18 protein-coding genes are annotated in these 20,825 nt (G+C 67.2%); 14 read left to right on the forward strand and 4 right to left on the reverse strand.

From position 1 onward, the window contains the following. Window positions 1-17: 17 nt before the first annotated feature. A complete protein-coding gene (locus PLC66_RS08810) occupies window positions 18-788 on the reverse strand; it encodes a class II aldolase/adducin family protein (protein WP_324539451.1) in 771 nt (256 codons plus the stop codon). Between the two features lie 277 nt (window positions 789-1,065). Between PLC66_RS08810 and PLC66_RS08815 the strand changes: the two genes are divergently transcribed. Then, on the forward strand, window positions 1,066-2,043 hold the full coding sequence (locus PLC66_RS08815) for an NAD(P)-dependent oxidoreductase (protein WP_324539453.1): 978 nt from the start codon (window positions 1,066-1,068) through the stop codon (window positions 2,041-2,043). A gap of 23 nt (window positions 2,044-2,066) precedes the next feature. Then, window positions 2,067-3,071, forward strand: a complete 1,005-nt coding sequence (locus PLC66_RS08820; protein ID WP_324539455.1) for an AraC family transcriptional regulator — start codon at window positions 2,067-2,069, stop codon at window positions 3,069-3,071. A gap of 91 nt (window positions 3,072-3,162) precedes the next feature. Here the strand turns inward: PLC66_RS08820 and PLC66_RS08825 are convergent, their stop codons facing one another. After that, the gene (locus PLC66_RS08825) at window positions 3,163-5,613 is read right to left on the reverse strand and encodes an efflux RND transporter permease subunit (RefSeq protein ID WP_324539457.1); all 2,451 of its coding nucleotides are present in this window, start codon (window positions 5,611-5,613) and stop codon (window positions 3,163-3,165) included. After that, on the reverse strand, window positions 5,613-6,602 hold the full coding sequence (locus PLC66_RS08830) for a WD40/YVTN/BNR-like repeat-containing protein (protein ID WP_324539459.1): 990 nt from the start codon (window positions 6,600-6,602) through the stop codon (window positions 5,613-5,615). The genes PLC66_RS08825 and PLC66_RS08830 overlap by 1 nt, the downstream gene beginning before the upstream one ends. Window positions 6,603-6,934: 332 nt before the next feature. On the opposite strand from PLC66_RS08830, the gene PLC66_RS08835 reads away from it, so the two are divergent. The 10 genes from PLC66_RS08835 to PLC66_RS08880 all read left to right on the forward strand — a co-directional run bounded on the left by PLC66_RS08835 (window position 6,935) and on the right by PLC66_RS08880 (window position 17,964). Continuing rightward, window positions 6,935-8,149 carry an acyl-CoA dehydrogenase family protein gene (locus PLC66_RS08835; RefSeq protein WP_324539461.1) on the forward strand — a complete coding sequence of 405 codons (1,215 nt, stop codon included), beginning with the start codon at window positions 6,935-6,937 and terminating at the stop codon, window positions 8,147-8,149. 31 nt (window positions 8,150-8,180) lie between these two features. Further along, the gene (locus PLC66_RS08840) at window positions 8,181-9,224 is read left to right on the forward strand and encodes a 2Fe-2S iron-sulfur cluster-binding protein (RefSeq protein ID WP_324539463.1); all 1,044 of its coding nucleotides are present in this window, start codon (window positions 8,181-8,183) and stop codon (window positions 9,222-9,224) included. 188 nt (window positions 9,225-9,412) lie between these two features. After that, window positions 9,413-11,077 carry a DUF1302 domain-containing protein gene (locus tag PLC66_RS08845; protein WP_324539465.1) on the forward strand — a complete coding sequence of 555 codons (1,665 nt, stop codon included), beginning with the start codon at window positions 9,413-9,415 and terminating at the stop codon, window positions 11,075-11,077. A 19-nt stretch (window positions 11,078-11,096) separates the two neighbouring features. Further along, the gene (locus tag PLC66_RS08850) at window positions 11,097-12,482 is read left to right on the forward strand and encodes a DUF1329 domain-containing protein (protein WP_324539467.1); all 1,386 of its coding nucleotides are present in this window, start codon (window positions 11,097-11,099) and stop codon (window positions 12,480-12,482) included. A 254-nt stretch (window positions 12,483-12,736) separates the two neighbouring features. Continuing rightward, on the forward strand, window positions 12,737-13,504 hold the full coding sequence (locus tag PLC66_RS08855) for an SDR family NAD(P)-dependent oxidoreductase (RefSeq protein WP_324539469.1): 768 nt from the start codon (window positions 12,737-12,739) through the stop codon (window positions 13,502-13,504). 8 nt (window positions 13,505-13,512) lie between these two features. Continuing rightward, window positions 13,513-14,595: an alkene reductase gene (locus tag PLC66_RS08860; RefSeq protein ID WP_324539471.1), complete on the forward strand. Its 1,083-nt coding sequence runs from the start codon at window positions 13,513-13,515 to the stop codon at window positions 14,593-14,595. Further along, window positions 14,592-15,044: a MaoC/PaaZ C-terminal domain-containing protein gene (locus PLC66_RS08865; protein ID WP_324539473.1), complete on the forward strand. Its 453-nt coding sequence runs from the start codon at window positions 14,592-14,594 to the stop codon at window positions 15,042-15,044. Before PLC66_RS08860 ends, PLC66_RS08865 begins: the two co-directional genes overlap by 4 nt. Window positions 15,045-15,083: 39 nt before the next feature. After that, window positions 15,084-15,833 (forward strand): electron transfer flavoprotein subunit beta/FixA family protein, encoded by a 750-nt coding sequence (locus PLC66_RS08870; protein WP_324539475.1) that lies wholly within the window; start codon window positions 15,084-15,086, stop codon window positions 15,831-15,833. Between the two features lie 8 nt (window positions 15,834-15,841). Next, window positions 15,842-16,786 carry an electron transfer flavoprotein subunit alpha/FixB family protein gene (locus PLC66_RS08875; protein WP_324539477.1) on the forward strand — a complete coding sequence of 315 codons (945 nt, stop codon included), beginning with the start codon at window positions 15,842-15,844 and terminating at the stop codon, window positions 16,784-16,786. Window positions 16,787-16,824: 38 nt separating this feature from the next. Then, window positions 16,825-17,964 (forward strand): helix-turn-helix transcriptional regulator, encoded by a 1,140-nt coding sequence (locus tag PLC66_RS08880; RefSeq protein WP_324539479.1) that lies wholly within the window; start codon window positions 16,825-16,827, stop codon window positions 17,962-17,964. 74 nt (window positions 17,965-18,038) lie between these two features. On the opposite strand, the gene PLC66_RS08885 is transcribed toward PLC66_RS08880, so the two are convergent. Continuing rightward, entirely contained in the window at window positions 18,039-18,926 is an 888-nt protein-coding gene (locus PLC66_RS08885) for a cache domain-containing protein (protein WP_324539481.1), read from the reverse strand. 152 nt (window positions 18,927-19,078) lie between these two features. Between PLC66_RS08885 and PLC66_RS08890 the strand changes: the two genes are divergently transcribed. Then, window positions 19,079-19,846, forward strand: coding sequence for an SDR family oxidoreductase (locus PLC66_RS08890; RefSeq protein ID WP_324539483.1), 768 nt, complete (start codon window positions 19,079-19,081; stop codon window positions 19,844-19,846). Between the two features lie 24 nt (window positions 19,847-19,870). Next, entirely contained in the window at window positions 19,871-20,710 is an 840-nt protein-coding gene (locus PLC66_RS08895) for an SDR family NAD(P)-dependent oxidoreductase (protein ID WP_324539485.1), read from the forward strand. Window positions 20,711-20,825: the final 115 nt, after the last annotated feature.

Genomic DNA, 20,825 nt, shown 5'->3' on the forward strand with positions numbered 1-20,825 from the left:
TGCGGATTCGTGGGCTGTCATTCCAGGATGGAGGGGTCGGCGCGGAGCTCGCGGCGCGCCATGGCTTCCCAGCAGAACGGAAAACCGTTTGCATCGGTGATGCTCAGGCGTTCGACGACTTCGTCCGGCAAGGCGGGCGCACCGCCGGCCAGCTTTACCTCGTAGGCGCGCTTGCAGCGCCATTCGAGCGTGATCACCCTCAGGTGCGCCTGCCTCAGATCCTTGCCCACCACCAGGGCGCCGTGGTTTGCGAGGAGCGCCCACTTCGCGTCGCCCAGTGCCATGGCGGCTGACTGGCTCAGGTCGGTCTTCTCGAAGGTTCCTGCATATTCGTCGTACAGCGGCAGATGCACGCCGCAGTAGGCGCCAGCCTGGTCATGCAGCGGGGGGACCTGCTTCAGGTTCGCCCAGATGCCGCTCCAGTGAGCATGGTTGTGGATGACCACGTTGATCTCGGGGCGGAGCTTGTGGAGCTGCAGGTGCAGGCCGATGGCGGGCGTCGTGTTCCACTGGCTGTCGAGGACCTTGCCGTCCTCGTCGATCGTCACAATGTCGCTGGCGCGCAGCTCGTCCCAGGCGAGCTCCCAGGGGTTCGTGAGCACGGTACCGTCGGGCTGACGCACCGTGATGTGCCCGGCGATATGTTCGTTCCAGCCCTCGCGGCTGAGCATGCGGCACATCAGCGCAACCTGCGCCTTCGGGCTCAAGGGGGGAAGCAGTGGGCGCTCGCCCGGGTTGACGGCGAACTTCTCGAATAACAGGCGGTTCACGCCATCGGTTTTCAGCATTCGGGGTCTCCTTGTTGGGCTGTCTGGCCTCGCTCAATGTTAAGGAGACGGTGTCCGGCTGCTCTGGCTGAAGCGGACGGGAAACTGTCCGAAGCGGCCATGATGGAGTGGCGTGGCTATACTTCCTCCGCCCTGTGAATGGCGCCAGGCGTGCCGAGCGCTTGCTCTGGCGCGTACACATGGGCCGTGGCGTGAGAGGTGGCGACCCGGTCGGTTGATGGCCGTTAAGGACAGGTATTGGCCCGCTGTGTCCTGTTGCCCTCACCCGACTCGGCACATGATGCGCGTTCCCTCGCCCACCGCGGCCATTCACGAGTTCATGATCATGCGACTAGCCCTGAATCTTGATGCACCCGGTATCGTCCAGCTGCTGCGGGAGAATGCTCCGGAGCTGGAGATCGTTCATTCGAGCGCGCCGCGTGCGCAGCTGCAGGAGGTCGAGGTGCTGCTGACGCCCGCCGCAGGCGCCTCGAACCTGTCCGAGCTGCTCTCGGCATGTCCCCGCCTCGAGTGGATCCACATCCTGGGCACGGGCGCAGACGATTTCCCGCTCGAGCTCGTGGGCGATCAGCGTGTCACCTGTTCGCGGGGGGCCACTGCGTCGCCCATTGCCGAGTGGGTGATGGCAATGGTTCTGTGCTTTGAAAAGAAGTTGCCGGACAGTTGGATCGTTGAACCGCCGCAGAGTTGGTATGTGGCGAACCTGGGCGGCCTCGAGGGCAAGACGCTGGGGCTGCTGGGGTTTGGCGCCATCGGACAGGCCGTTGCACGTCGTGCGCTGGCGTTCGACATGCGCGTCCTTGCCAAGGTGCGCCAGCATCGGGAAAGCCCGCTGCACGGTGTGGAGTTCATCGAGAACCTCGACCACCTCCTGCCCCAGGTCGATCATCTCGTGCTGGCGCTGCCTGCCACCGCAGAGAGCAGTGGCCTGATCGGCAAGGCCCAGCTGCTGCAGACCAAACCCGGCGTCCATCTGATCAACGTGGCGCGGGCGAGCTTGCTTGACCAGGCGTCGCTGCGGCCCTTTCTCGACAGCGGGCACGTGGCCGCCGCATCGCTCGATGTGGTCGAGCCCGAGCCCTTGCCTGCCGGCCATTGGCTTTACGAGCATCCGCGCGTGCGCCTGAGTCCGCATATCTCGTGGAGCTCGGTCGGCATCGTGAGCAGGATGCTGGGCGTCTTCCTCAGGAATGTCAGGGCCTATCGGCATGGCGCGCCCCTGGAGGGCCTCGTGGATCGCAGCGCAGGGTATTAGGCCGGTTCGCCGGGGAGGGCGTCATGATTTCGATGAGTTATCTGGCCTGGGTCTGCGAGTTCATGAAGTCCTATGAGGTCGGCAGGGAGCGACTTCTGCTCGGGACAGGTCTCGAGGACAGCGATCCGGCCGACCTCGCTGGCGAAATGACCGACGCGCAGCATCTGCTGCTCGTCCGCAACGCCATGCGACTCAGCGGCGACCCCGGCCTGGGCCTGGCGATGGGCTTCAATCGTCACATCTCCACCTTGCAAAGCTACGGATTCGCCGTCATGTGCTGCGAGACCTACGGCGAGGCGATCCGGGTCGGCTGTGAATATCAGGGCACGCTCGGTCGCTTCAGTGGGCGCTTTCTCCAGTTGTCCATGCACCAGGAGGGCAGTGAGGCGGTCATGGATATCGAGACCCGAGCGGGCCTGGACGAACTGACGACCTTTGCCGTCGAAGAGATGCTGGGCAGCATTGTCGCGAGCACCCACTGGGTGACCGGCAAGGCGCTCCCGCTTCGGGAGATCCGTTGCGCGTATCCGCCCCCGGGCTACCAGGATGCCTACGCGCGGTATTTTTCCTGCCCGGTCCGCTTCAATGCACCCCACACACAGGTGCGCTTTGATGCCGCGTTCCTTCACACGCGCCTTCCGATGGCGAACGCCAGCGCAGCGCGTGTTCATCTCGAGCACTGCAAGCGGCGGGCAGAGGATGTCCACGGCATCCAGGATGGCCTGGTCGCCAGGGTCCGCACCCAGATCGTCGGCGCCGTCTCGACCGGTCTTGGGCTGGAGGCGTGTGCGAACAAGCTGGCGATCAGTCCGCGGACCTTGCGGCGCAAACTGCAGCAGCGAGGGCTCACCTACCAGGCGTTGGTCAATGACGTCCGCCTTGGGCTCGCCTGCAGCTATCTCGAGAAGACGGAACTCCCGGTGGAACTGATTGCAGAGCGCGTCGGGTTCAAGGAGCCGACGAGCTTTTCCCGCGCCTTCAAGCGCAGCTTTGGGTGTTCGCCACGGAGCTTCAGGCAGAACAGGTGAGTCGGCAGCCCAAGGGGCGCCAGGCTGAGGTGAACGTAAAGAAGAGGGCGCCGACGGCATCGTCGGCGCCCTCTTCACGTACGGGGACGGGTCAGGAGCGCTGGGGCTGAACCGCCGCTGCGGGTTCGGCGCTGCGCTTCATGCCGGTGTGCGGGGCATTCCCGCCCGGCGCGATCCGCTTCGCTGCGTCGGCGGGCTTCTCCCGTCCGACCCCCAGCCAGCAAGCCAGTGCCGGCAGCAGGAAGATCGCGCCGAGCACGTTCACCAGGAACATGAAGGCGAGCAGGATGCCCATGTCGGCCTGGAACTTGAGCGCCGAGAAGGCCCAGGTGCCGACACCGATCGACATCGTCACCGCGGTGAACACCGCCGCGGTACCGCGCTGGCGCATGGCCTCGTAGAAGGCTTCGCGCAGGCCATAGCCGTGCTCGGCCATCTCGTGCTGCAGGCGCTCGTAGATGTAGATGCCGTAGTCGACGCCCACGCCCACGCCCAGCGCGATAACCGGCAGCGTCGCCACCTTGAGGCCGATGCCGAGCAGCGCCATCAGTGCGTTGCACATGATGGTCACCAGCATCAGCGGCACGATCACGCAAACAACCGCGCGCCACGAGCGGAAAGTGAGCCAGCACAGCAGCGAGATCGACGCGAAGATCGAGGCCAGCATCTGCACCTCGGCCTTCTCGACCGCCTCGTTGGTGGCGATGGCGACGCCCGCGTTGCCGCCCGCCAGGCGGAAGGTGGCGTTGGCGGTCTTGTCCTCGGCGATGAACTTCCGCACTTCGTCGACCACGTGCTTGAGGGTCGGGCCCTGGTGGTCGGTGAGGTAGATGGCGATGTGGATGGTCTTGCAGCCGTGGGAGTTGAGGCCGTTCTCCGGGTTGGCGGCACGGCCGCCGGTGCGCAGCGCGGCCTCGCTGCGCTGCAGGGCCGCCCAGCGCGGGTTGGCTTCGTTGTTGCCGGCGGCGTACAGCTTGGCCATGCCCGCGACCGTGCTCACCGACTGCACACCATCGACCCCGCGCATGCGGAAGTCGAAGCGCTCCACCGCGTTCATGACCTCCCAGTTCAGGCAGGCCTCGTCCAGGTTGCGGGTCTCGACATACACCGACAGCACGTCCATGCCGATGGAGTAGTTGCTGATGATCCTGTCGTTGTCCTTGTTGTAGCGCGAGTCGGCGTGCAGCTCGGGGACGCCGCTGCCGATGTCGCCGGTCTGCAGCTGGCGCGAGTAATAGGTGGCGGCGGCCAGCAGCGCCAGCATGACGGCGAAGGTGACGAGCGCCGGGCGCGGCTCGGACAGGGCCGAGACCTTCCACCAGGTGGGGTGCTTGTCCTTGTTGTCGACCGGCTGGTTCAGGGCCATGCGCTCGAGGTGCAGGTGCGACAGGATGATCGGCATGAACATCTTGTTGGTCATGATCATCAACGCCACGCCGAGGCAGGCGGTGAGGCCCAGCTCATGCACGATCGGGATGTCGATCACCATGATCACCAGGAAACCGAGCGCGTTGGCGAGCAGGGCCATGATGCCTGGGATGGCGAGCTTGCGGAACGCGCCCTCGGCGGCCTCCATCGCGGTCTCGCCGGCGAGCACGTCCTGCTTCCAGGCGTTGGTCATCTGCACCGCGTGGGAGACGCCGATCGAGAAGATCAGGAAGGGCACCAGCACCGACATCGGGTCGATGCCGTAGCCGATCAGCGGCAGGATGCCGAGCAGCCAGATAACCGGCAGCAGGGCTACCGCGATCGCGAGCACGGTGAGCTTGAGCGAGCGCGAGTACATCCACAGCAGTAGCGAGGTGATGACAAAGGCAACGACGAAGAACATCACCACGGTGAACAGGCCTTCCATGACGTCGCCCATGACCTTGGCGAAGCCGACGATCTGGATGTCGATCTTGTCATTGGCGAACTCGGCGCGGATGGCCTCGAGGCGCTTGGCGACCTCGGCGTAGTCGAGCTTCTCGCCGGTCTCGGGGCTGACCTCGAGCAGGTCGGCCTGCACCAGCGCGGACTTCAGGTCGTTGGCGACGAGGCGGCCGACCACGCCCGACTTGGCGACGTTGGCACGCACCTGGTTGAGGCCGGCCTCGGTGGTCTCGAAGCGCGCGGGGATGACCACGTCGCCGTTGAAGCCCTCCTCGGTCACCTCGATGTAGCGCACGTTCGGAGTGAAGATCGAGCGCACGCTGGCGCGGTTGACGCCAGGGGTAAAGAACACCTCGTCGTTCACCTTGCGCAGCACGGGCAGGAAATCGGCGTTGTAGATATCGCCTTCGCCCTTCCATTCCACGCTGAGCAGGATCCGGTTGGCGCCCGAGAAGGTGCTCGAGTGCTCGAGGAAGGCCGCCATGTAGGGGTGCTTGAGCGGGATCAGCTTGTTGAAGCCGGGGTCGAGGCGGGTGTTGAGCGCCGAATAACCGAGCCCGAGCGTGAGCAGGAGGAAGAACAGGCCAAGCGGCTTGCGCCACTTGATCAGCATGCGGGCGAGGACGGCCACGAGGGCGTCGGTGCGGGTCATGGTGTGGGCTGCATTCATCAGGCGGCTCCGTCGTTCTGGGTGGGTTTGGCGGACGCGGCGGGGCGGATCTGCAGTCCACCGTCGCTCGACAGCATCCAGCGGCCGTCGGCGTCGACGACGATGTCGGTGAGGCTGGCCCGGCCCTCGCGGCGCACGATGCTGAGCGTCTTGCCGCCATCCTTGCTCGACAGCACGATGCCGCCCTGGCCGACCAGCAGCAGCTCGCCGTCGGGGAGCAGGGCATGGCCGTAGATCGAGATCGGGGCGGGGACCCTGGCCTCCTGCCAGGTCGCGCCGTGGTCGGCGCTGACGAAGGCGTTGCCGCGCATGCCGTAGGCTACCCAGCGGTCGCCGCCGAGGTGGGCCGCACCGTAGAGCGAGCCGTTGTAGAACGGCTCGACGAGCTGCCAGCTCTGGCCGCCGTCGGCGGAGGACAGCGCCGTGCCGGCCTCGCCGACGATCATCCAGTGCTGCCCGTCGGCGGACGAGGCAATGTCGTTGAGGTGCCAGTCGGTCAGGCCGGGCAGGCTGTCGGCCTGCCAGCTCTGGCCGTCGTCGGTCGAGCGCAGCACCCGTCCGAAGGCGCCGACCGCCAGCCAGTCGCCCGAGGGCAACTGGCGCGCCGACATCAGCGGCTCGCCGTTGGCATCGTCGAAATTCACTTCCTTCCAGCTGAGCCCGCCGTCCTCGGTGCGCAGGATCCAGCCTTCATGACCGAGCGCCAGACCGCGCGACTCGTCATCGAAGACGATGCGGGTGATCAATGCCTGGCGGTCGTGCGAGAGCGCGGCCTGCTGCCAGCTGCGGCCGTCGTCCGCCGAAACCAGGATCGAACCCAACTCGCCGGCAATGACGAGGCCGGCCTTGCTGCGCTCGATCGTGGTGAGCTGCATGCGGTCAACGGGGATGCGCGTTTCCTGCAGCGGCGTCACGTGCCTGGGTGAAAACGAATAGATGCTGGCCGCTGTGACAATCAATGCCATGGCCATGCCTACGGGGGCGAGCATGGGGCGTCTCCTTTGTTGTTCCGGATGCCGTCCGACAGGGTGGGCGGCAGGGTGCATCCATTATTGGCGCATGGCGGCTCGGGGCATCGTCCAAAAGGGTTACGGCCTCGCGCCCCGGAGCAGCGATGGGACGGAGCGGGTCCGGCTCGCCCCCTATCGCCCCCACGGCCTTGCGCATCAAGAGAAAGAGTCGTTATCGGTCAGCCATTTACGTTAGTCCATTCAGACGATGATGGCCCGGGTGCGGTGTGGAACATTTCGATCATCGCAGTAGGGGTATCACCCGAAAAACGCCTTGGTTGGCGATCACGGAGGACATGGAGATGGGCGCGATGGACAAGGATCAGATTCTCGGCATTCTGGCCGAAGACTACATGACGCCGGAGGCGATCGAGCTGGTGGCGCGGGCGAGGGCAATGGCGCCGCGGCTGGCCGAACGCGCTCGCGACGCCGAGGCGGCGGGCATGGTGCCGGTCGAGACCGTGCAGGAGATGAAGGAGGCGGGCCTGTTCCGCGTGCTGCAGCCCAAGCGCTTCGGCGGCTACGAGCTCGACCCGCGCGTGTTCTACCGCGTGCAGATGGCGCTCGCCGAAGGGTGCATGTCCACCGCCTGGATCTACGGCGTGATCGGCGTGCACAACTGGCAGCTGCCGCTGTTCCCCGAGCAGGCGCAGCAGGACGTCTGGGCCAAGGACACCGGCGTGCTGATCGCCTCCACCTACATGCCTACCGGCAAGGCCGAGGCGGTCGATGGCGGCTACCGTTTCTCCGGGCGCTGGGGCTTCTCGAGCGGCGTGGAGCACTGCGAGTGGATCTTCCTCGGCGGCCTGCTGCCGAAGAAGGACGGTTCCGGCGCGCTCGAACACGCGACCTTCCTGCTGCCGAAGTCGGACTTCCGCGTCGAGAAGAACTGGGACGTGCTCGGCCTGCGCGCCACCGGCAGCCATGACATCGTGGTCGACGGCTGCTTCGTGCCCGCGCACCGCACCCACCGCACCAACGATCACAGCGACGCCGGCTGCCCCGGTCGCGAGAGCAATCCGGGCTGGGTCTACAAGATTCCCTTCACCCAGGTGTTCCAGCGTGCGGTGTCGTCGGCCTGCATCGGCGCGCTCGACGGTGCGATCGCGCATTTCCGCGAACGCGCTGCGGCCCACGTCGGCAAGCACGGCGCGAAGACGGCCGAGGACGTCAATGCCCAGCAGGCGGTGTCCGAGGCGATGATGACCACCGACCAGCTCAAGCTGGTGCTGTTCCGCAACTACGCCCGCATCGTCGAGTGCGCCCGCACCGGCGAGCGCATGCCGGTGGAGGAGCGCCTGATGCAGCGTGCCCAGGCCTCGCAGGTGCCCAAGCAGTGCGCGACCGCGGCCAGCGAGCTGATGCGTGCGTGCGCGGCGTCGGGTACCTACAAGAGCAATCCGATCGAGCGCGTGTTCCGCGACATCCACCAGGCGCGCGGCCACATCGCCAACAACACCGACACGTACGCCCGGGCGCACGGCGCGGTCATGCTCGGCCTGCCGAACGCCGATCCGTACATCTGATCGACTGGCCGCCCAGGGAGAGCCGCGCACGATGACAACCCAGCGCTACCACGCCCTCAAGGTGAGGGCGGTGACCGAGGAGACGCACGACGCCAGGTCGGTCGTGTTCGAGGTGCCGCCCGAGCTGGGCGAGACCTTCAAGTACCGCCCCGGCCAGTTCCTGACCCTGCGCCTGCCGGTGCTGGGGCGTCATCTGCCGCGCTGCTATTCGATGTCGAGCGCACCGACGCTCGACGCGCACCTGCGGGTGACGGTGAAGCGGGTGAAGGAGGGTCGCGGCTCGAACTGGGTGTGCGACCACGTGCGCGCGGGCGACATGCTCGAGGTCATGGCGCCGGCGGGGGTGTTCACCCCCGCCTCGCTGCAGGGTGACTTCCTGCTGTGCGCGGGCGGCAGCGGCATCACGCCGGTGTTCTCCATCCTGCGCTCGGCGCTAGCGCATGGGCAGGGGCGGATCCGGCTGCTGTATGCCAACCGCGACGAGCGCTCGGTGATCTTCCGTGACGAGCTGAATGCGCTCGCCGCCGCGCACCCGGGCCGGCTGCAGGTGATCCACTGGCTCGATTCGGTCCAGGGCGTGCCCTCGGTCGCGCAACTGGCGGAACTTGCCCGGCCGTGGGCGCAGGCGCAGGCCTTCATCTGCGGCCCCGGCCTGTTCATGGATGCCATGGTGTCGGCGCTCGAGAAGGCCGGCATGGCGGGCGAGCAGGTCCACGTCGAGCGTTTCGTGTCGCTGCCCGACGAGGAGGACGTCGCCGCCATCAATGCGGCAGCGCCCGCGCCGGCTGCGACGGTCGAGCGCGCCACCGTCGAGATGGAGCTCGACGGCGAGGTCTACACGCTCGAAGTCGGCGGCACCGAGACCCTGCTCGATGCGGCGCTCAAGGCCGGCATCAACGCGCCGCATTCCTGCCAGGCCGGCATGTGCGCCTCGTGCATGTGCCAGGTCGTCGAGGGCGAGGTCCATCTGCGCCACAACGAAGTGCTGGACGCCAAGGACCTCGGCAAGCGCTGGACGCTGAGCTGCCAGGCGCTGCCGACCACCGAGCGGGTCAAGGTGCGCTTCCCAGGCTGATCCGGAAGGGTCAGGAGGCCTGGAAGACCGGGTGCCCGGCCGGGATCCCCTGCGTCAATGCTCGTCGCGCAATCCGAATGGTCGATGCTCCGTGCATGTCACGCGGGCAGCTTCCGTAGTGCCCGTGCGCGCCGCGCCACGGGCTGCAGTTTCCATCCGGAATAAAATTCTAAGAAAGGAGCAAGGGAATGAGACTTTCGACACCTGTCCGCGAGAGGGCGGGTCCGCTGCAGGGTCTGGCGTTTCGAGCGCTTCCGCTCGCGATCGCCCTCATCGGCAGTGGCGCCCACGCGGCAGAGACCGTCTATCTGGGCGAGGACACGACACTCGACTCGTCGTTGACGCTTTCCTATACGGCGTCGGCGCGTACCTCGCGGCCGTCCGGCGAATACCTCAACGACCTCAACAGCGATGATGCGACGCGCAACTTCAAGCGCGGGGCGCTGGTGAACAACCGCGCCAGCGCCTTGGGCGAGCTTCGTCTGAAGCACGACAACGTCGGCGCCATGTTGCGTGGCAACATCTTTTACGACGCCGTTTATCGCAGCAGCAATGACAACGACTCGCCGACGACGGTCAACAAGATCGGTCCCGCGAACGAATTCGTCGCCAAAACTCGCGAGCGCAGCGGCCAGGATGCCCAGCTGCTGGATGCCTTCGTCTACGGCAACTGGGTTGTCGGCAACGACCAGTACCTGTCGCTGAAGCTGGGCCGTCACGTCGTGGCCTGGGGCGAGAGCCTTTTCTGGCCCAACATCAGCCAGGGTCAGCTGCCGGTGGATGCGACCAAGTTCAATGTGCCCGGCACCGAGGCCAAGGAGTCCTACCTCCCGGTCGGCCAGCTGTCGGCGAGCCTGACCCTGACGGATGCGCTGAGCCTGACCGGCTACTACCAGTACAAGTGGGAAGAGACCCGCCTCAACCCGGTGGGGGACTTCTTTGGCAGTGATTTCTTCGGACCGGGTGCGGAGTTCATGCGCCTTGCGCCGGGCGTGATCTCCAGTCTTCCGGACAACAGCTTCCGGGTTGCGAACTTCGCCGGCGAGATCAAACCCAGGGATTCCGGTCAGTGGGGTCTCGGCCTGCGCTACCAACTCAGCGACGCCGTGGAGGTCGGGCTGTTCCATTACCGCTACCACGATCGCGTCGGTGCGCTCCTGTTCGACTTCACCGGCACGACGAGCTACTCCTCGTTCTCGCGCTTCGGGAGCGAGGCATCGCCCGCCAGCACGCCTTACTTCAAGCTCGGCTACTTCGACGACATCAAGCTGACCGGGATCAGCCTCAGCAGCAAGATCGGTGACTCCGTGCAGGTCGGTGGCGACCTCAGCTATCGCGACGGCGCACCCGTCTATCTGGACAACGGCGCCCCGGCGCGCGGCAGCTACCTGCAGGGCAACGCGAACGCGATCTACATCCTCGGTCCGAGCAAACTCGCGCACCAGACCACACTGATGGGCGAGGTCGTGCACCAGCGCATCACCGGCGTCGATGAGCTGACGGTCAGCGGTGGTCTTCCGGGTCAGAACGGCACCTTCTCCAACTACGAGTACGACGGCCAGACCCGCGGCTCGACGCTGGTCGGCCTCGGCGCGATCTTCGACTACCCGAGCATCTTCAGCGGCTGGGACCTGAGCATGCGCGCGATATGGACGCAGAACATCCAGGGCAGCGCCTATTCGGGCATGGGGCGTGACGAGAAGCGGCTCACGCTCGGCGCCGATTTCAAGTACCTCGGAAACCTGTCCCTCGGCCTGACCTGGGTGAACTACCTCGGTTCGCCCAGCCTTGCGCAACAGCGCATGATGGCCGACCGCGACTACGTTTCCTTCAATGCCAAATACACCTTCTGAGCATCAGGAGTCGAACACGATGAATGGAAAGACAAGCGCACTGGTACTCGCCGTCACGGCGGTGTCGATGCTGCATGCGCCGGCGCTGCAGGCCAAGGCCACGGCCGAAGAGATCGCCCGCCTGGGCAAGGACCTGACCTGCGTCGGTGCCGAGCGTGCCGGAAACGCCGACGGCACGATTCCCGAGTGGAGCGGGAAATGGCTGGGCAAGCCGCCGCACGTCGATTTCAAGGGCACCGGCGGCCATCCGGTCGACCCCTACGCCGAAGACAAGCCGCTGTTCGTGATCACGGCCGCGAACATGGCGCAGTACGCGAATCGCCTGTCCGACGGGCAGAAGGCCCTGTTCCAGAAGTATCCGGAAACCTTCCGCATGCCGGTCTATCAGAGCCGGCGCGATTTCCGCTTCCCGGATGCGGTATGCGCGGTCACCCGCGAGAATGCCGAGAAGGCCGAGCTCGTCGACGACGGCGAGGGCGTCATCGCGACGACCGGGGGCATCTTGTTCCCCTTCCCGAAGACCGGCCTCGAGCTGCTGTGGACTTCGTCCATCTTCACCTATCGTCCTTACACCGAGGAGCTGATCTCGGACAACGCCTACGTGCTCGCGGACGGCAAGGTGAACTGGGGACGGGTCAAGTCGCGCAACTTCGCGCCCCACCTCGAACCCGGCAAGCGCACCAGCACCACCGAGGGTCGCCAGTCGTCCTTCTACCTGAACGAGACCCTGCTCCCCGAACGCGACAAGGGTGAGATCAACACCGGCATGGAGTTCTGGAATCACAAGGCCCAGCCGCGCCAGAGCTGGCGCTACGACCCGGGCACCCGTCGTGTGCGCCAGTCGCCCGGCTACGGTTTCGACATGTCCTTCCCGGGCAGCGGCGGCTCGATCACGGTGGACGAGGTCCGGCTGTTCAACGGCACCCCTGAGCGCTACGACTGGAAGATCGTCGGCAAGCGCGAGCTCTACATCCCTTACAACGCCTACCGGCTGCACTCGCCGGACGTGAAGTACGCGGACCTGATCAAGCCCGGCCACGTCAATCCCGAGCACATGCGCTACGAGCTGCACCGCGTGTGGGTGTTGGAGGGCAATCTCAAGGACGGCTATCGCCACCTGTACGGCAAGCGCGTCATGTACATCGACGAGGACAGCTGGCTGATGAAGATGGCGGAGAACTACGATGCCCGCGGCGGCCTGTGGCGGACCTCGATGATGAACTACTTCTACGCCTATGAAGCCAACACCTGGCAGGCGGGCGTGGGCCTCTACCATGACCTGCAGACCGGCACCTACCTGGCCTTCAACTTGGTGAACGAGCAACGCGGTGGATACACGCTGAACACCGGCAAGCTCGGCGACAAGGACTTCGGTCCGGAAGCTGCGCGTCGCGCCGGACTCTGATCGGGACGGCAGGCGCTGGAGGGGCGGCGGGCTCGCAAGGCCTGCCGCCCTTGTTGCGTCAACGGCACGGTCTCCGCGCCGAGGGCTCGTCCATTACCGCTAGTCCCATCGGACGATGGCGCCGCGGGGCGGTTTTCCTACCCTTGGTTCAGCAGCTTGCCGGATCGGGCGGGCTGGCCTGCCGACGAGGTGGGCCGAGCGATGACAACTCACGCGCCGCGCCATGCGCGGCGCCAGCCACGAGGAGACAGGACATGGCAGGTCGTATGCAGGGGAAGGTGGCGTTCGTGACGGGCGGTGGCAGCGGGATCGGTGCGGCGACCGCGCAGCGGCTGGCGCAGGAAGGCGCGACCGTCGTGGTCTGCGGCCGGCGGCGCGAACCGCTGGACGAGGTCGTCGCGGGCATCGTCGCCGCCGGCGGCAAGGCCGAGGCGGTGGTGGCGGACGTCAGCGACGAGGCTGGCTTCACCGCCGCGCTCGAGGCGACGGCGCAGCGCCACGGCAGGCTGGACGTGCTGGTGAATAACGCCATGGCCTACACCTGGGGCAGCATCGAGGAGATGAGCACCGCGGACTGGCACGCCAACTTCGCCACCTCGGTCGATGGCACCTTCTGGGGTACGCGCACCGCGATGCGCCTGATGAAGGGCAAGGGCGGCGCGATCGTCAATGTGTCGTCGATCTGCGGCCAGCTCGGCACACCGTGGATGGCGGGTTACTCGGCGGCCAAGGCGGCGGTCGACAATTTCTCGCGCGCGGCCGCGGCCGAAGGTGCGCCGCACGGCATCCGTGTAAATGTGGTGATCCCGGCCGTCGTCGAGACGCCGGCCACGGCGGGCATGCTGGCCGATGAAACCGCACGCAGGAACACCGAGAAGCTGATCCCGATGGGCCGGGTGGGTCAGCCCGAGGAGCTCGCCAACGCGATCCTGTTCCTCGCCAGCGACGAGGCGTCCTACATCACCGGCGCCAGCCTGCCGGTCGATGGCGGCCGCTCGTCGGTGCTGGTCACTGCGCTGTGAGCGCCGCCATGGCAGCGCTTTCCCGCCTCTTCAGCCCGACGCGGATGGGCGAGCTCGAACTCGCCAACCGCATCGTGATGGCGCCGATGACGCGCAACCGCGCCGACGCGCAGGGCGTGCCCGGCGAGCTGATGGTCGAGTACTACGCACAGCGCGCCGAGGCCGGCCTGATCGTCGCCGAGGGTACTTGGCCGAGCGCTGAAGGCCAGGCCTACTGCCGCCAGCCCGGCATTGCCACGGCGGCGCAGATCGCCGGCTGGCGCAAGGTGACCGACGCCGTGCATGCGCGTGGCGGGTGCATCGTGCTGCAGGTCATGCACGCCGGCCGCATCGGCAGCCACCACATCAAGGGTGAGGGCGTGGCCACGGTCGCCCCGTCGGCAATCCGTGCCGCCGGCGAGGTGTTCACCGACAGCGCCGGCATGCAGCCCTACGACACGCCGCGTGCGCTCTCCACCGACGAGGTGCGCGCCGTGGTGGCCGAGCATGCGCAGGCCGCGATCAATGCCCGCGAGGCCGGCTTCGACGGTGTCGAGCTGCACTGCACCAGCGGCTACCTGCCGATGCAGTTCATGTGCTCGGGCACCAACCAGCGCACCGACGCCTATGGCGGCAGCGTCGCCAACCGCGTGCGCTTCGTGGCCGAATGCCTGCAGGCGATGGCCGCGGCGATCGGCGCCGGGCGCGTGGGCCTGCGCTTCCGCGTCGGCAACAGCTACAACGACATCCAGGACGAGGACACGGTCGCCACCCACGCCGAGCTGCTGCGCCAGGTGAAGGACATGGGCCTGGCCTACGCGCACGTGATGCGCGCCGAGACGCCCGACGTCGACGCCTTCGCGCTCGCCCGCGCGGGCTTCGACGGCAACCTGATCCTCAACGACGGCTTCGACGCCGCTGCGGCCGAGGCGGCGCTCCAGGCCGGGCAGGGCGAGGCGGTGTCCTTTGCGCGCGACTTCATCGGCAACCCCGATCTCGTACGCCGTCTGCGCGACGGGCTGGCACTCGCCCGCTTCGACCGCAAGACCCTGTACACGCCGGGCGCCGCGGGCTACTCGGACTACCCCGTCGCCGAGGGAGTGAGCGCATGATCTACTGGGAAGACGTCGTCCTCGACGAGCCGCGCGAGTCGTCCGAGCGCTACCTGCTCACCGCCGAGAACATCAAGGCCTTCGCCGCCGAGTGGGATCCGTTCGCGCCGCATGTGGACGAAGCCGCGGCGGCGAAATCGCCGATCGGCCAGCTGTTCGCGGCCGGCGTGCACCTGCTGTCGGTGACCATCCGCCTGAGCCATACCATCCCCAGCGGCGAGACGGCCTCGATCGCCGGCCGCGGCTGGGACAAGCTGCGCTTTCATCGCCCGGGCGTGGCGGGCGACGAGCTGCGCGCCCGGGTCACCCACGTCGAGCGCGGTCCGGGCAGCCGGCCCGAGCGCGGCGTGCTCGTTTCACGCTTCGAACTGCTCAACCAGCGCGACGAGCTGGTGATCAGCTTCGATGCGCATGTCGTGATGCTGCGCCGCGCGCCGCTCGCGGCCTGAACCAATGTCCAGATTCCGAAAATTCCCAAGGAGAACACCTTGAAGATTCTTGTCCCGGTGAAGCGGGTCGTCGATTACAACGTGAAGGTGCGGGTCAAGTCGGACCAGAGCGGTGTCGAACTGGCCGGCGTGAAGATGTCGATCAACCCCTTCGACGAGATTGCCGTCGAGGAAGCAGTGCGCCTGAAGGAAGCTGGCGTGGCCACCGAGGTGGTCGCCGTGAGCTGCGGCACGACGGCCTGCCAGGAGACGCTGCGCAACGCGCTGGCGATGGGCGCGGACCGCGCCATCCTGGTCGAGAGCGACGCCGAGCTGCAGCCGCTGGCGGTGGCCAAGCTGCTGAAGGCGGTGGCCGAGCGCGAGCAGCCGCAGATGGTGATCTGCGGCAAGCAGGCGATCGACGATGATGCCAACCAGACCGGGCAGATGCTGGCGGCCCTGATGGGCTGGGCGCAGGCGACCTTCGCATCGAAGGTAGCGGTGGGCGAGGGCGTGGTGGCCGTGACGCGCGAGATCGACGGCGGCCTGGAGACGGTCGAGCTGAAGCTGCCGGCGCTCGTCACCGCCGACCTGCGCCTGAACGAGCCGCGCTATGCCACGCTGCCGAACATCATGAAGGCGAAGAAGAAGCCGCTGGACGTGATCCCTGCCGCCGGGCTGGGTGTGGACATCACACCGCGCCTGCGCCACGTCCGTCACGCCGAACCGGCGGCGCGCAAGGGGGGCGTCAAGGTGGCCGATGTGGCCGAGCTGGTGAACAAGCTTCGTAACGAAGCGAAGGTGATCTGAGGCAGAAGATGAAGACGCTGGTCATTGCTGAACACGACAACGGCCGCCTGGTGGCGGCGACCCTGAACACGGTGACGGCGGCAACGCGCTTCGGCGGCGAGGTCGACGTCCTGGTCGCCGGCCGCGGCTGCGCCGCGGTTGCCGCCGAGGCCGCAAGCTTGGCGGATGTGAGCGAAGTGCTGCTGGTGGAGGCCGACCACTACGCCGAGCCGCTGGCGGAGAACCTCGCCGCGCTGGTGCAGCGCCTGGCGGGCGCAGGCGCTTACCGAGCCGTGCTTGCCCCGGCCACGAGTTTCGGCAAGAATCTCGCCCCTCGCGCGGCAGCCCTGCTCGATGTGGCGGCCGTGTCCGACGTGGTGGCGATCGAGGTGCCAGGCCGTTATCTGCGCCCCATCTACGCCGGGAACGTCATGGTGGGGGTGGAGTCTGATCAGGCGCTGGACGTGCTGACGGTGCGCAGCACAGCCTTCGAACCGGCCACCGCGGGCGGCACTGCGGCGGTGAGTACGCTGGAAGCGGGCCCGGATCTGGCACTGTCGCGCGTCCTCGGGCGTGCGCTGAGCAAGTCCGAGCGCCCCGAGCTGGCCGCTGCAGCGATCGTGGTCTCCGGTGGTCGGGGCTTGGGCAGTGGCGAGAACTATCACCGCCTGCTCGATCCCCTGGCTGATAAGCTGGGCGCAGCGCTCGGGGCTTCGCGCGCGGCGGTTGATGCGGGCTTCGTCCCCAACGACTACCAGGTTGGCCAGACAGGCAAGATCGTCGCGCCAGGGCTTTACATCGCCGTCGGTATCTCCGGTGCGATCCAGCACCTGGCGGGCATGAAGGACTCCAAGGTGATCGTGGCGATCAACAAGGACCCGGATGCACCGATCTTCCAGGTTGCGGACTACGGGCTGGTGGCGGATCTTTTCGAGGCGGTGCCGGCCTTGACGTCCGGGATCGCACAGGCTTAGCGGCGCGTCCAGCGGCTGCGTCGACGAGGGATAGGGCTTTGACCAACATTGAACTGGATCTGGCGGCATACGACCGCATCGTCTCGGCACTTTACGACGCGTCGCTCGAGAGCCGTGGCTGGGCGAATGCGCTCGAGATGCTGCGCGCGCTGTTCCAGGCGAATTACGTGACGCTGATCCTGCGCAGCCCCGACGAGGGCAATCTCGGCTTGATGATCGCGGTTGGCGTCGAGGGCGGTGACAGGGTGACCTATCTGCCTTACGGTCACGACAGCACGCCTTTTGTCAATCAGCCGGTAGACAAGGTGTTCACCGTCGACGACCTGATGACCCAGGCAGAGTGGCGGCGAATGCCTTACTTCCAGCACTGGTGCGCGCCCAAGGACGTGTTCCACGTCATGGGCGCGGACATTTCGACGCCCGATGGCGGCAAGCTGCGCTTTCGTATCACGCGCGGCGAGGCCGCTCAGAACTTCGATGCGGTCGACCGCGCGCGCTGCGAGATGTTGCTGCCGCACCTGCGCCGTGCCCTGCACGTGCACAACCTGCTCGATCGCAGCGAATCGATGGGGGCGATGTACTCGGACGCCATCGGCCGCCTGTCGGTGGGCACCATCGTGCTCGACGAGGGCGGCAAGGTACTCGAGCAGAACCTGATCGCGCGCGAGCTGCTGTCGTCCAATGATGGCCTGAAGCTGGTCGGTGGCCGCCTCGAGGCCTCGTACCCCAGCGACAACCGGGAGTTGCAGCAGCTCATCCGTAACGCCTTCGTGCGCCATGCCGGGACGCCGCCCACGCTGGCGCAGGCCATGTCGGTGTCGCGCCCTTCGGGGCAGGTGAGCCTGGGGGTGGTGATCGAACCGGTGCCGTCGCAGGAGTGGGCCGAGGGCAAGGGGCAGCCGGCAACGATCGTCTACATCCGCGATGCCGCGGGCAAGTCGCTCGCCAGCACGGCGGCCGCCAAGCAACTCTTCAACCTGACGCCGGCGGAGACTGCGCTGGCGATGGAGCTGGCCAACGGCCTGTCGCTCGAGGAGGCGGCCGAGGCGCTCAACATCCGCCGCAACACCGCGCGCGCCCATCTGCGCTCGATCTTCTCCAAGACCGGCGTACGGCGACAGACCGAACTGGTTCGCATCATGCTGAACAGTGTGGCCGCGCTCAGCCGTGTGAGCTGACGCAGGCGCCCCGGTCGGTCGGTCGAACGCGTTCGCCCGACCGGCCGGGGGCTCGCGCGTGCGACCGTGCGGCGTCAGCGCGGTGCGCCGGTGAAGGCGCCGGCCCCGAACAGGTAGCCATCGACGCGGACGACGTGGCTACGCTTGTGCTCCACCTTCTGGGTCAGCGGATTGCGCCAGCTGTACTCGATCTCGCCTTCGCCGCGCTCGCGTGCGAGCGCGATCATGTCGCGGATGAAGGACTTGCCGCTGGCATCCTTGAGGTCGCCGCCCTTGCGGCCGACGTAGCGCGGGTGGCCGCCGTTGGCGTAGACGATCTCGTCATCCAGGCCGATCACGAACACGTAGAGGTCGTCCTGCACGAAGCCGCCGTTGAGGCTGTTGAAGCGGGCGAAGGCGGCGTCGCCCTGGGTCTTGTACTGATGCACCGCGCGCCACAGCAGCGACTTCGCCAGTTCCAGGCTGGCAAAGGGGGTGTAGTAGCCGACGACGAGGATGCGCTCGCCGACCTTGCGGAAGGTGGCGATCTTCGGTTCGTTGCGGCCGGTGCTCGGGTTGCGCCACCGATACTCGACCCGGCCTGCGCCCTGAGCGTGGGCGCCGTCGAGGATCTCGCGCATGAAGGCGCGGCCCTCGCTGTCCTGCAGATCCGTGACGTTGCGCCCGATCAGTGTGATCGAACTGCCGCCGCTGGCCAGGAAGTTGCCCTGGGTGTCGAGCACGTAGACATAGAGCTCGCCCTCGACGAACTCGCCAGCGCGGCTGAAGCTGGCGAGCGCCTCGTCACCCTTGTCGAGCAGGTGGCGTTCGGCACGGTCGAGCAAGGCGTGTGCGCGCACTCCGCCTTCGGCGGCTTGCTGAGTCCTCTGCCCACCGGCGGCGGCGTCGGCGGCGTAGGCCGGTAGCGTCGATGCGGCAAGACCGATCGTTAGCGCGAGGATCAGATGCTTCGGGGTTTTCATGGCGAGCTTCCTGAATGGGCGGGCGACCTGCGGGATTCTAGACCGGGCACGCGGGGGCCTGCTTAGTCCGCGCGGACGATGCCGGACCGCCGGTGCGCTGGCGATACTTCAGATTCAACACGTTGCGCCCACGAGGGCAAAGGGAGATCCACATGAGCGTCACCGTCGTCACCGGTTCCGCCTCCGGCATTGGCGCCGCCATCCGCGCGCAGCTCGTCGAAGCAGGGCAGCGGGTCATCGGCATCGATCGGCAGGGCGCCGACATCGTCGCCGACCTCGCCACCTCAGCAGGGCGCAAGGCCGCGGTCCAGGCGGCGCTCGAGGCCTGCGGCGGCACGCTGGATGGCCTGATCTGCTGCGCCGGCCTGGGGCCGACCGCGCCCTCGAGCAGCCTGATCGTGAGCGTGAACTACTTTGGCATGAGCGAGCTGGTCGAGGGCCTGGTGCCTGCGCTCGAGCGTGGATCCAAGCCGGCGGTGCTGCTGATCGGTTCGGTGGCTTCGGTGCACCCGGGCATGGACAAACTGCCGATGGTCGGCGCCATGCTCGCCAGTGACGAAGCCGCGGCACGCAGCCAGGCCGACGCCATGGCGATGCCGCAGGCCGCCTACGCCGGCTCGAAGTACGCGATCACGGTGTATGCGCGCAGAAAGGCCGTCGAGCTCGGGCCGAAGGGGATTCGCCTCAACGTCCTCGCGCCCGGCGCCGTCGAGACGCCGCTGCTGGATGCCTCGCGCGCCGACGCCCGCTATGGCGAGGCGATCCGCAACTTCGTCGCGCCGATCGGACGCAACAGCGCACCGGCAGAGATCGCCAGCGTCGCGACCTTCCTGCAGTCTGCGCAGGCGAGCTTCGTGCACGGTACCGTCGTCTTCGTCGATGGCGGCATGGATGCAATGACGCGTCCCGAGCGCTTCTGAACCCAGCGGGGAGGGCATCGGACCATGAGCAAGGTGGCATTCATCACCGGCGCGAGCCGCGGAATAGGGCGCGAGACCGCGCTCGCCTTCGCCCGTGCGGGCTTCGACCTGGCGATCAGCGCACGCACGCTGGAAGAGGGCGAGACACACGCGCATGCGCTCACCGCTGCGGACGGCCGCCCCCTCGCCGGCAGCCTGGCTTCGACCGCGGCCGCCGTGCGCGCGCTCGGTCGCCAGGCCCTCGTGCTGCGCATGGACCTGTTGGACGAAGATTCGGTGCGCGCTGCGGCGGCGGCTGTGCTCGACCACTATGGCCAGGTCGACGTCCTGGTCAATAACGCCATCTACCAGGGGCGCGACCTCAATCTGCCCTTCATGGAGCTCGGCGGCGATACCCTGCAGCGCGTGTTCCAGGGCTACGTGATGGCGCCGGTCGTGCTCACCCAGTGCCTGCTGCCGGCGATGCTCGCTCGCGGCAGCGGCACGGTGATCAACGTCAGCTCCGGTGCCGGGGAGAGCGACCCTCCGGTGGCGGCGGGCGAGGGCGGCTGGGGCTATGCCTACGGGGCGGGCAAGGCGGCCGTATCGCGGCTGGCGGGGGTGCTCGCCGCCGAGTTCGGCAAGCGCGGCATCCGCGCGTTCACCCTCAATCCAGGCGTGGTCAGCACCGAGGCCCTGCGGGCCACCATCGGCGACAAGGGCGTGCTGGCGATGCGCAAGGGCGTCGCGCCGCCCGAGGTGCCGGCCGCGGTGATGTGCTGGCTGGCGACCCACCCCGAGGCCGACCGCTTCCAGCGCCGCACCGTGCAGGCGCAGGCCTGCGCGCTCGAGCACGGCATCGTGCCCGACTGGCGCACCGAATGACGACGGCCACCCTTGGCGTCGCAGGGTGACTTTCCACAGGAAGGATGTTTCATGAGCATCGAACGCGAATCGATGGAATTCGACGTGCTGATCGTCGGCGGCGGCCCCGCGGGGC

Source organism: Thauera sp. (assembly GCF_035444905.1).
Taxonomy (GTDB): Bacteria; Pseudomonadota; Gammaproteobacteria; order Burkholderiales; family Rhodocyclaceae; genus Thauera.

What these genes read in the sequence shown, in the direction of transcription:
- PLC66_RS08860 (WP_324539471.1), top strand. Translation starts at nt 13,513, where the DNA reads ATGGCAGCGCTTTCCCGCCTCTTCAGCCCGACGCGGATGGGCGAGCTC.
- PLC66_RS08815 (WP_324539453.1), top strand. Translation starts at nt 1,066, where the DNA reads ATGATGCGCGTTCCCTCGCCCACCGCGGCCATTCACGAGTTCATGATC.
- PLC66_RS08835 (WP_324539461.1), top strand. Translation starts at nt 6,935, where the DNA reads ATGGACAAGGATCAGATTCTCGGCATTCTGGCCGAAGACTACATGACG.
- PLC66_RS08830 (WP_324539459.1), bottom strand. Translation starts at nt 6,602, where the DNA reads ATGCTCGCCCCCGTAGGCATGGCCATGGCATTGATTGTCACAGCGGCC.
- PLC66_RS08840 (WP_324539463.1), top strand. Translation starts at nt 8,181, where the DNA reads ATGACAACCCAGCGCTACCACGCCCTCAAGGTGAGGGCGGTGACCGAG.
- PLC66_RS08895 (WP_324539485.1), top strand. Translation starts at nt 19,871, where the DNA reads ATGAGCAAGGTGGCATTCATCACCGGCGCGAGCCGCGGAATAGGGCGC.
- PLC66_RS08865 (WP_324539473.1), top strand. Translation starts at nt 14,592, where the DNA reads ATGATCTACTGGGAAGACGTCGTCCTCGACGAGCCGCGCGAGTCGTCC.
- PLC66_RS08885 (WP_324539481.1), bottom strand. Translation starts at nt 18,926, where the DNA reads ATGAAAACCCCGAAGCATCTGATCCTCGCGCTAACGATCGGTCTTGCC.
- PLC66_RS08850 (WP_324539467.1), top strand. Translation starts at nt 11,097, where the DNA reads ATGAATGGAAAGACAAGCGCACTGGTACTCGCCGTCACGGCGGTGTCG.
- PLC66_RS08845 (WP_324539465.1), top strand. Translation starts at nt 9,413, where the DNA reads ATGAGACTTTCGACACCTGTCCGCGAGAGGGCGGGTCCGCTGCAGGGT.
- PLC66_RS08810 (WP_324539451.1), bottom strand. Translation starts at nt 788, where the DNA reads ATGCTGAAAACCGATGGCGTGAACCGCCTGTTATTCGAGAAGTTCGCC.
- PLC66_RS08820 (WP_324539455.1), top strand. Translation starts at nt 2,067, where the DNA reads ATGATTTCGATGAGTTATCTGGCCTGGGTCTGCGAGTTCATGAAGTCC.
- PLC66_RS08825 (WP_324539457.1), bottom strand. Translation starts at nt 5,613, where the DNA reads ATGAATGCAGCCCACACCATGACCCGCACCGACGCCCTCGTGGCCGTC.
- PLC66_RS08855 (WP_324539469.1), top strand. Translation starts at nt 12,737, where the DNA reads ATGGCAGGTCGTATGCAGGGGAAGGTGGCGTTCGTGACGGGCGGTGGC.
- PLC66_RS08890 (WP_324539483.1), top strand. Translation starts at nt 19,079, where the DNA reads ATGAGCGTCACCGTCGTCACCGGTTCCGCCTCCGGCATTGGCGCCGCC.
- PLC66_RS08875 (WP_324539477.1), top strand. Translation starts at nt 15,842, where the DNA reads ATGAAGACGCTGGTCATTGCTGAACACGACAACGGCCGCCTGGTGGCG.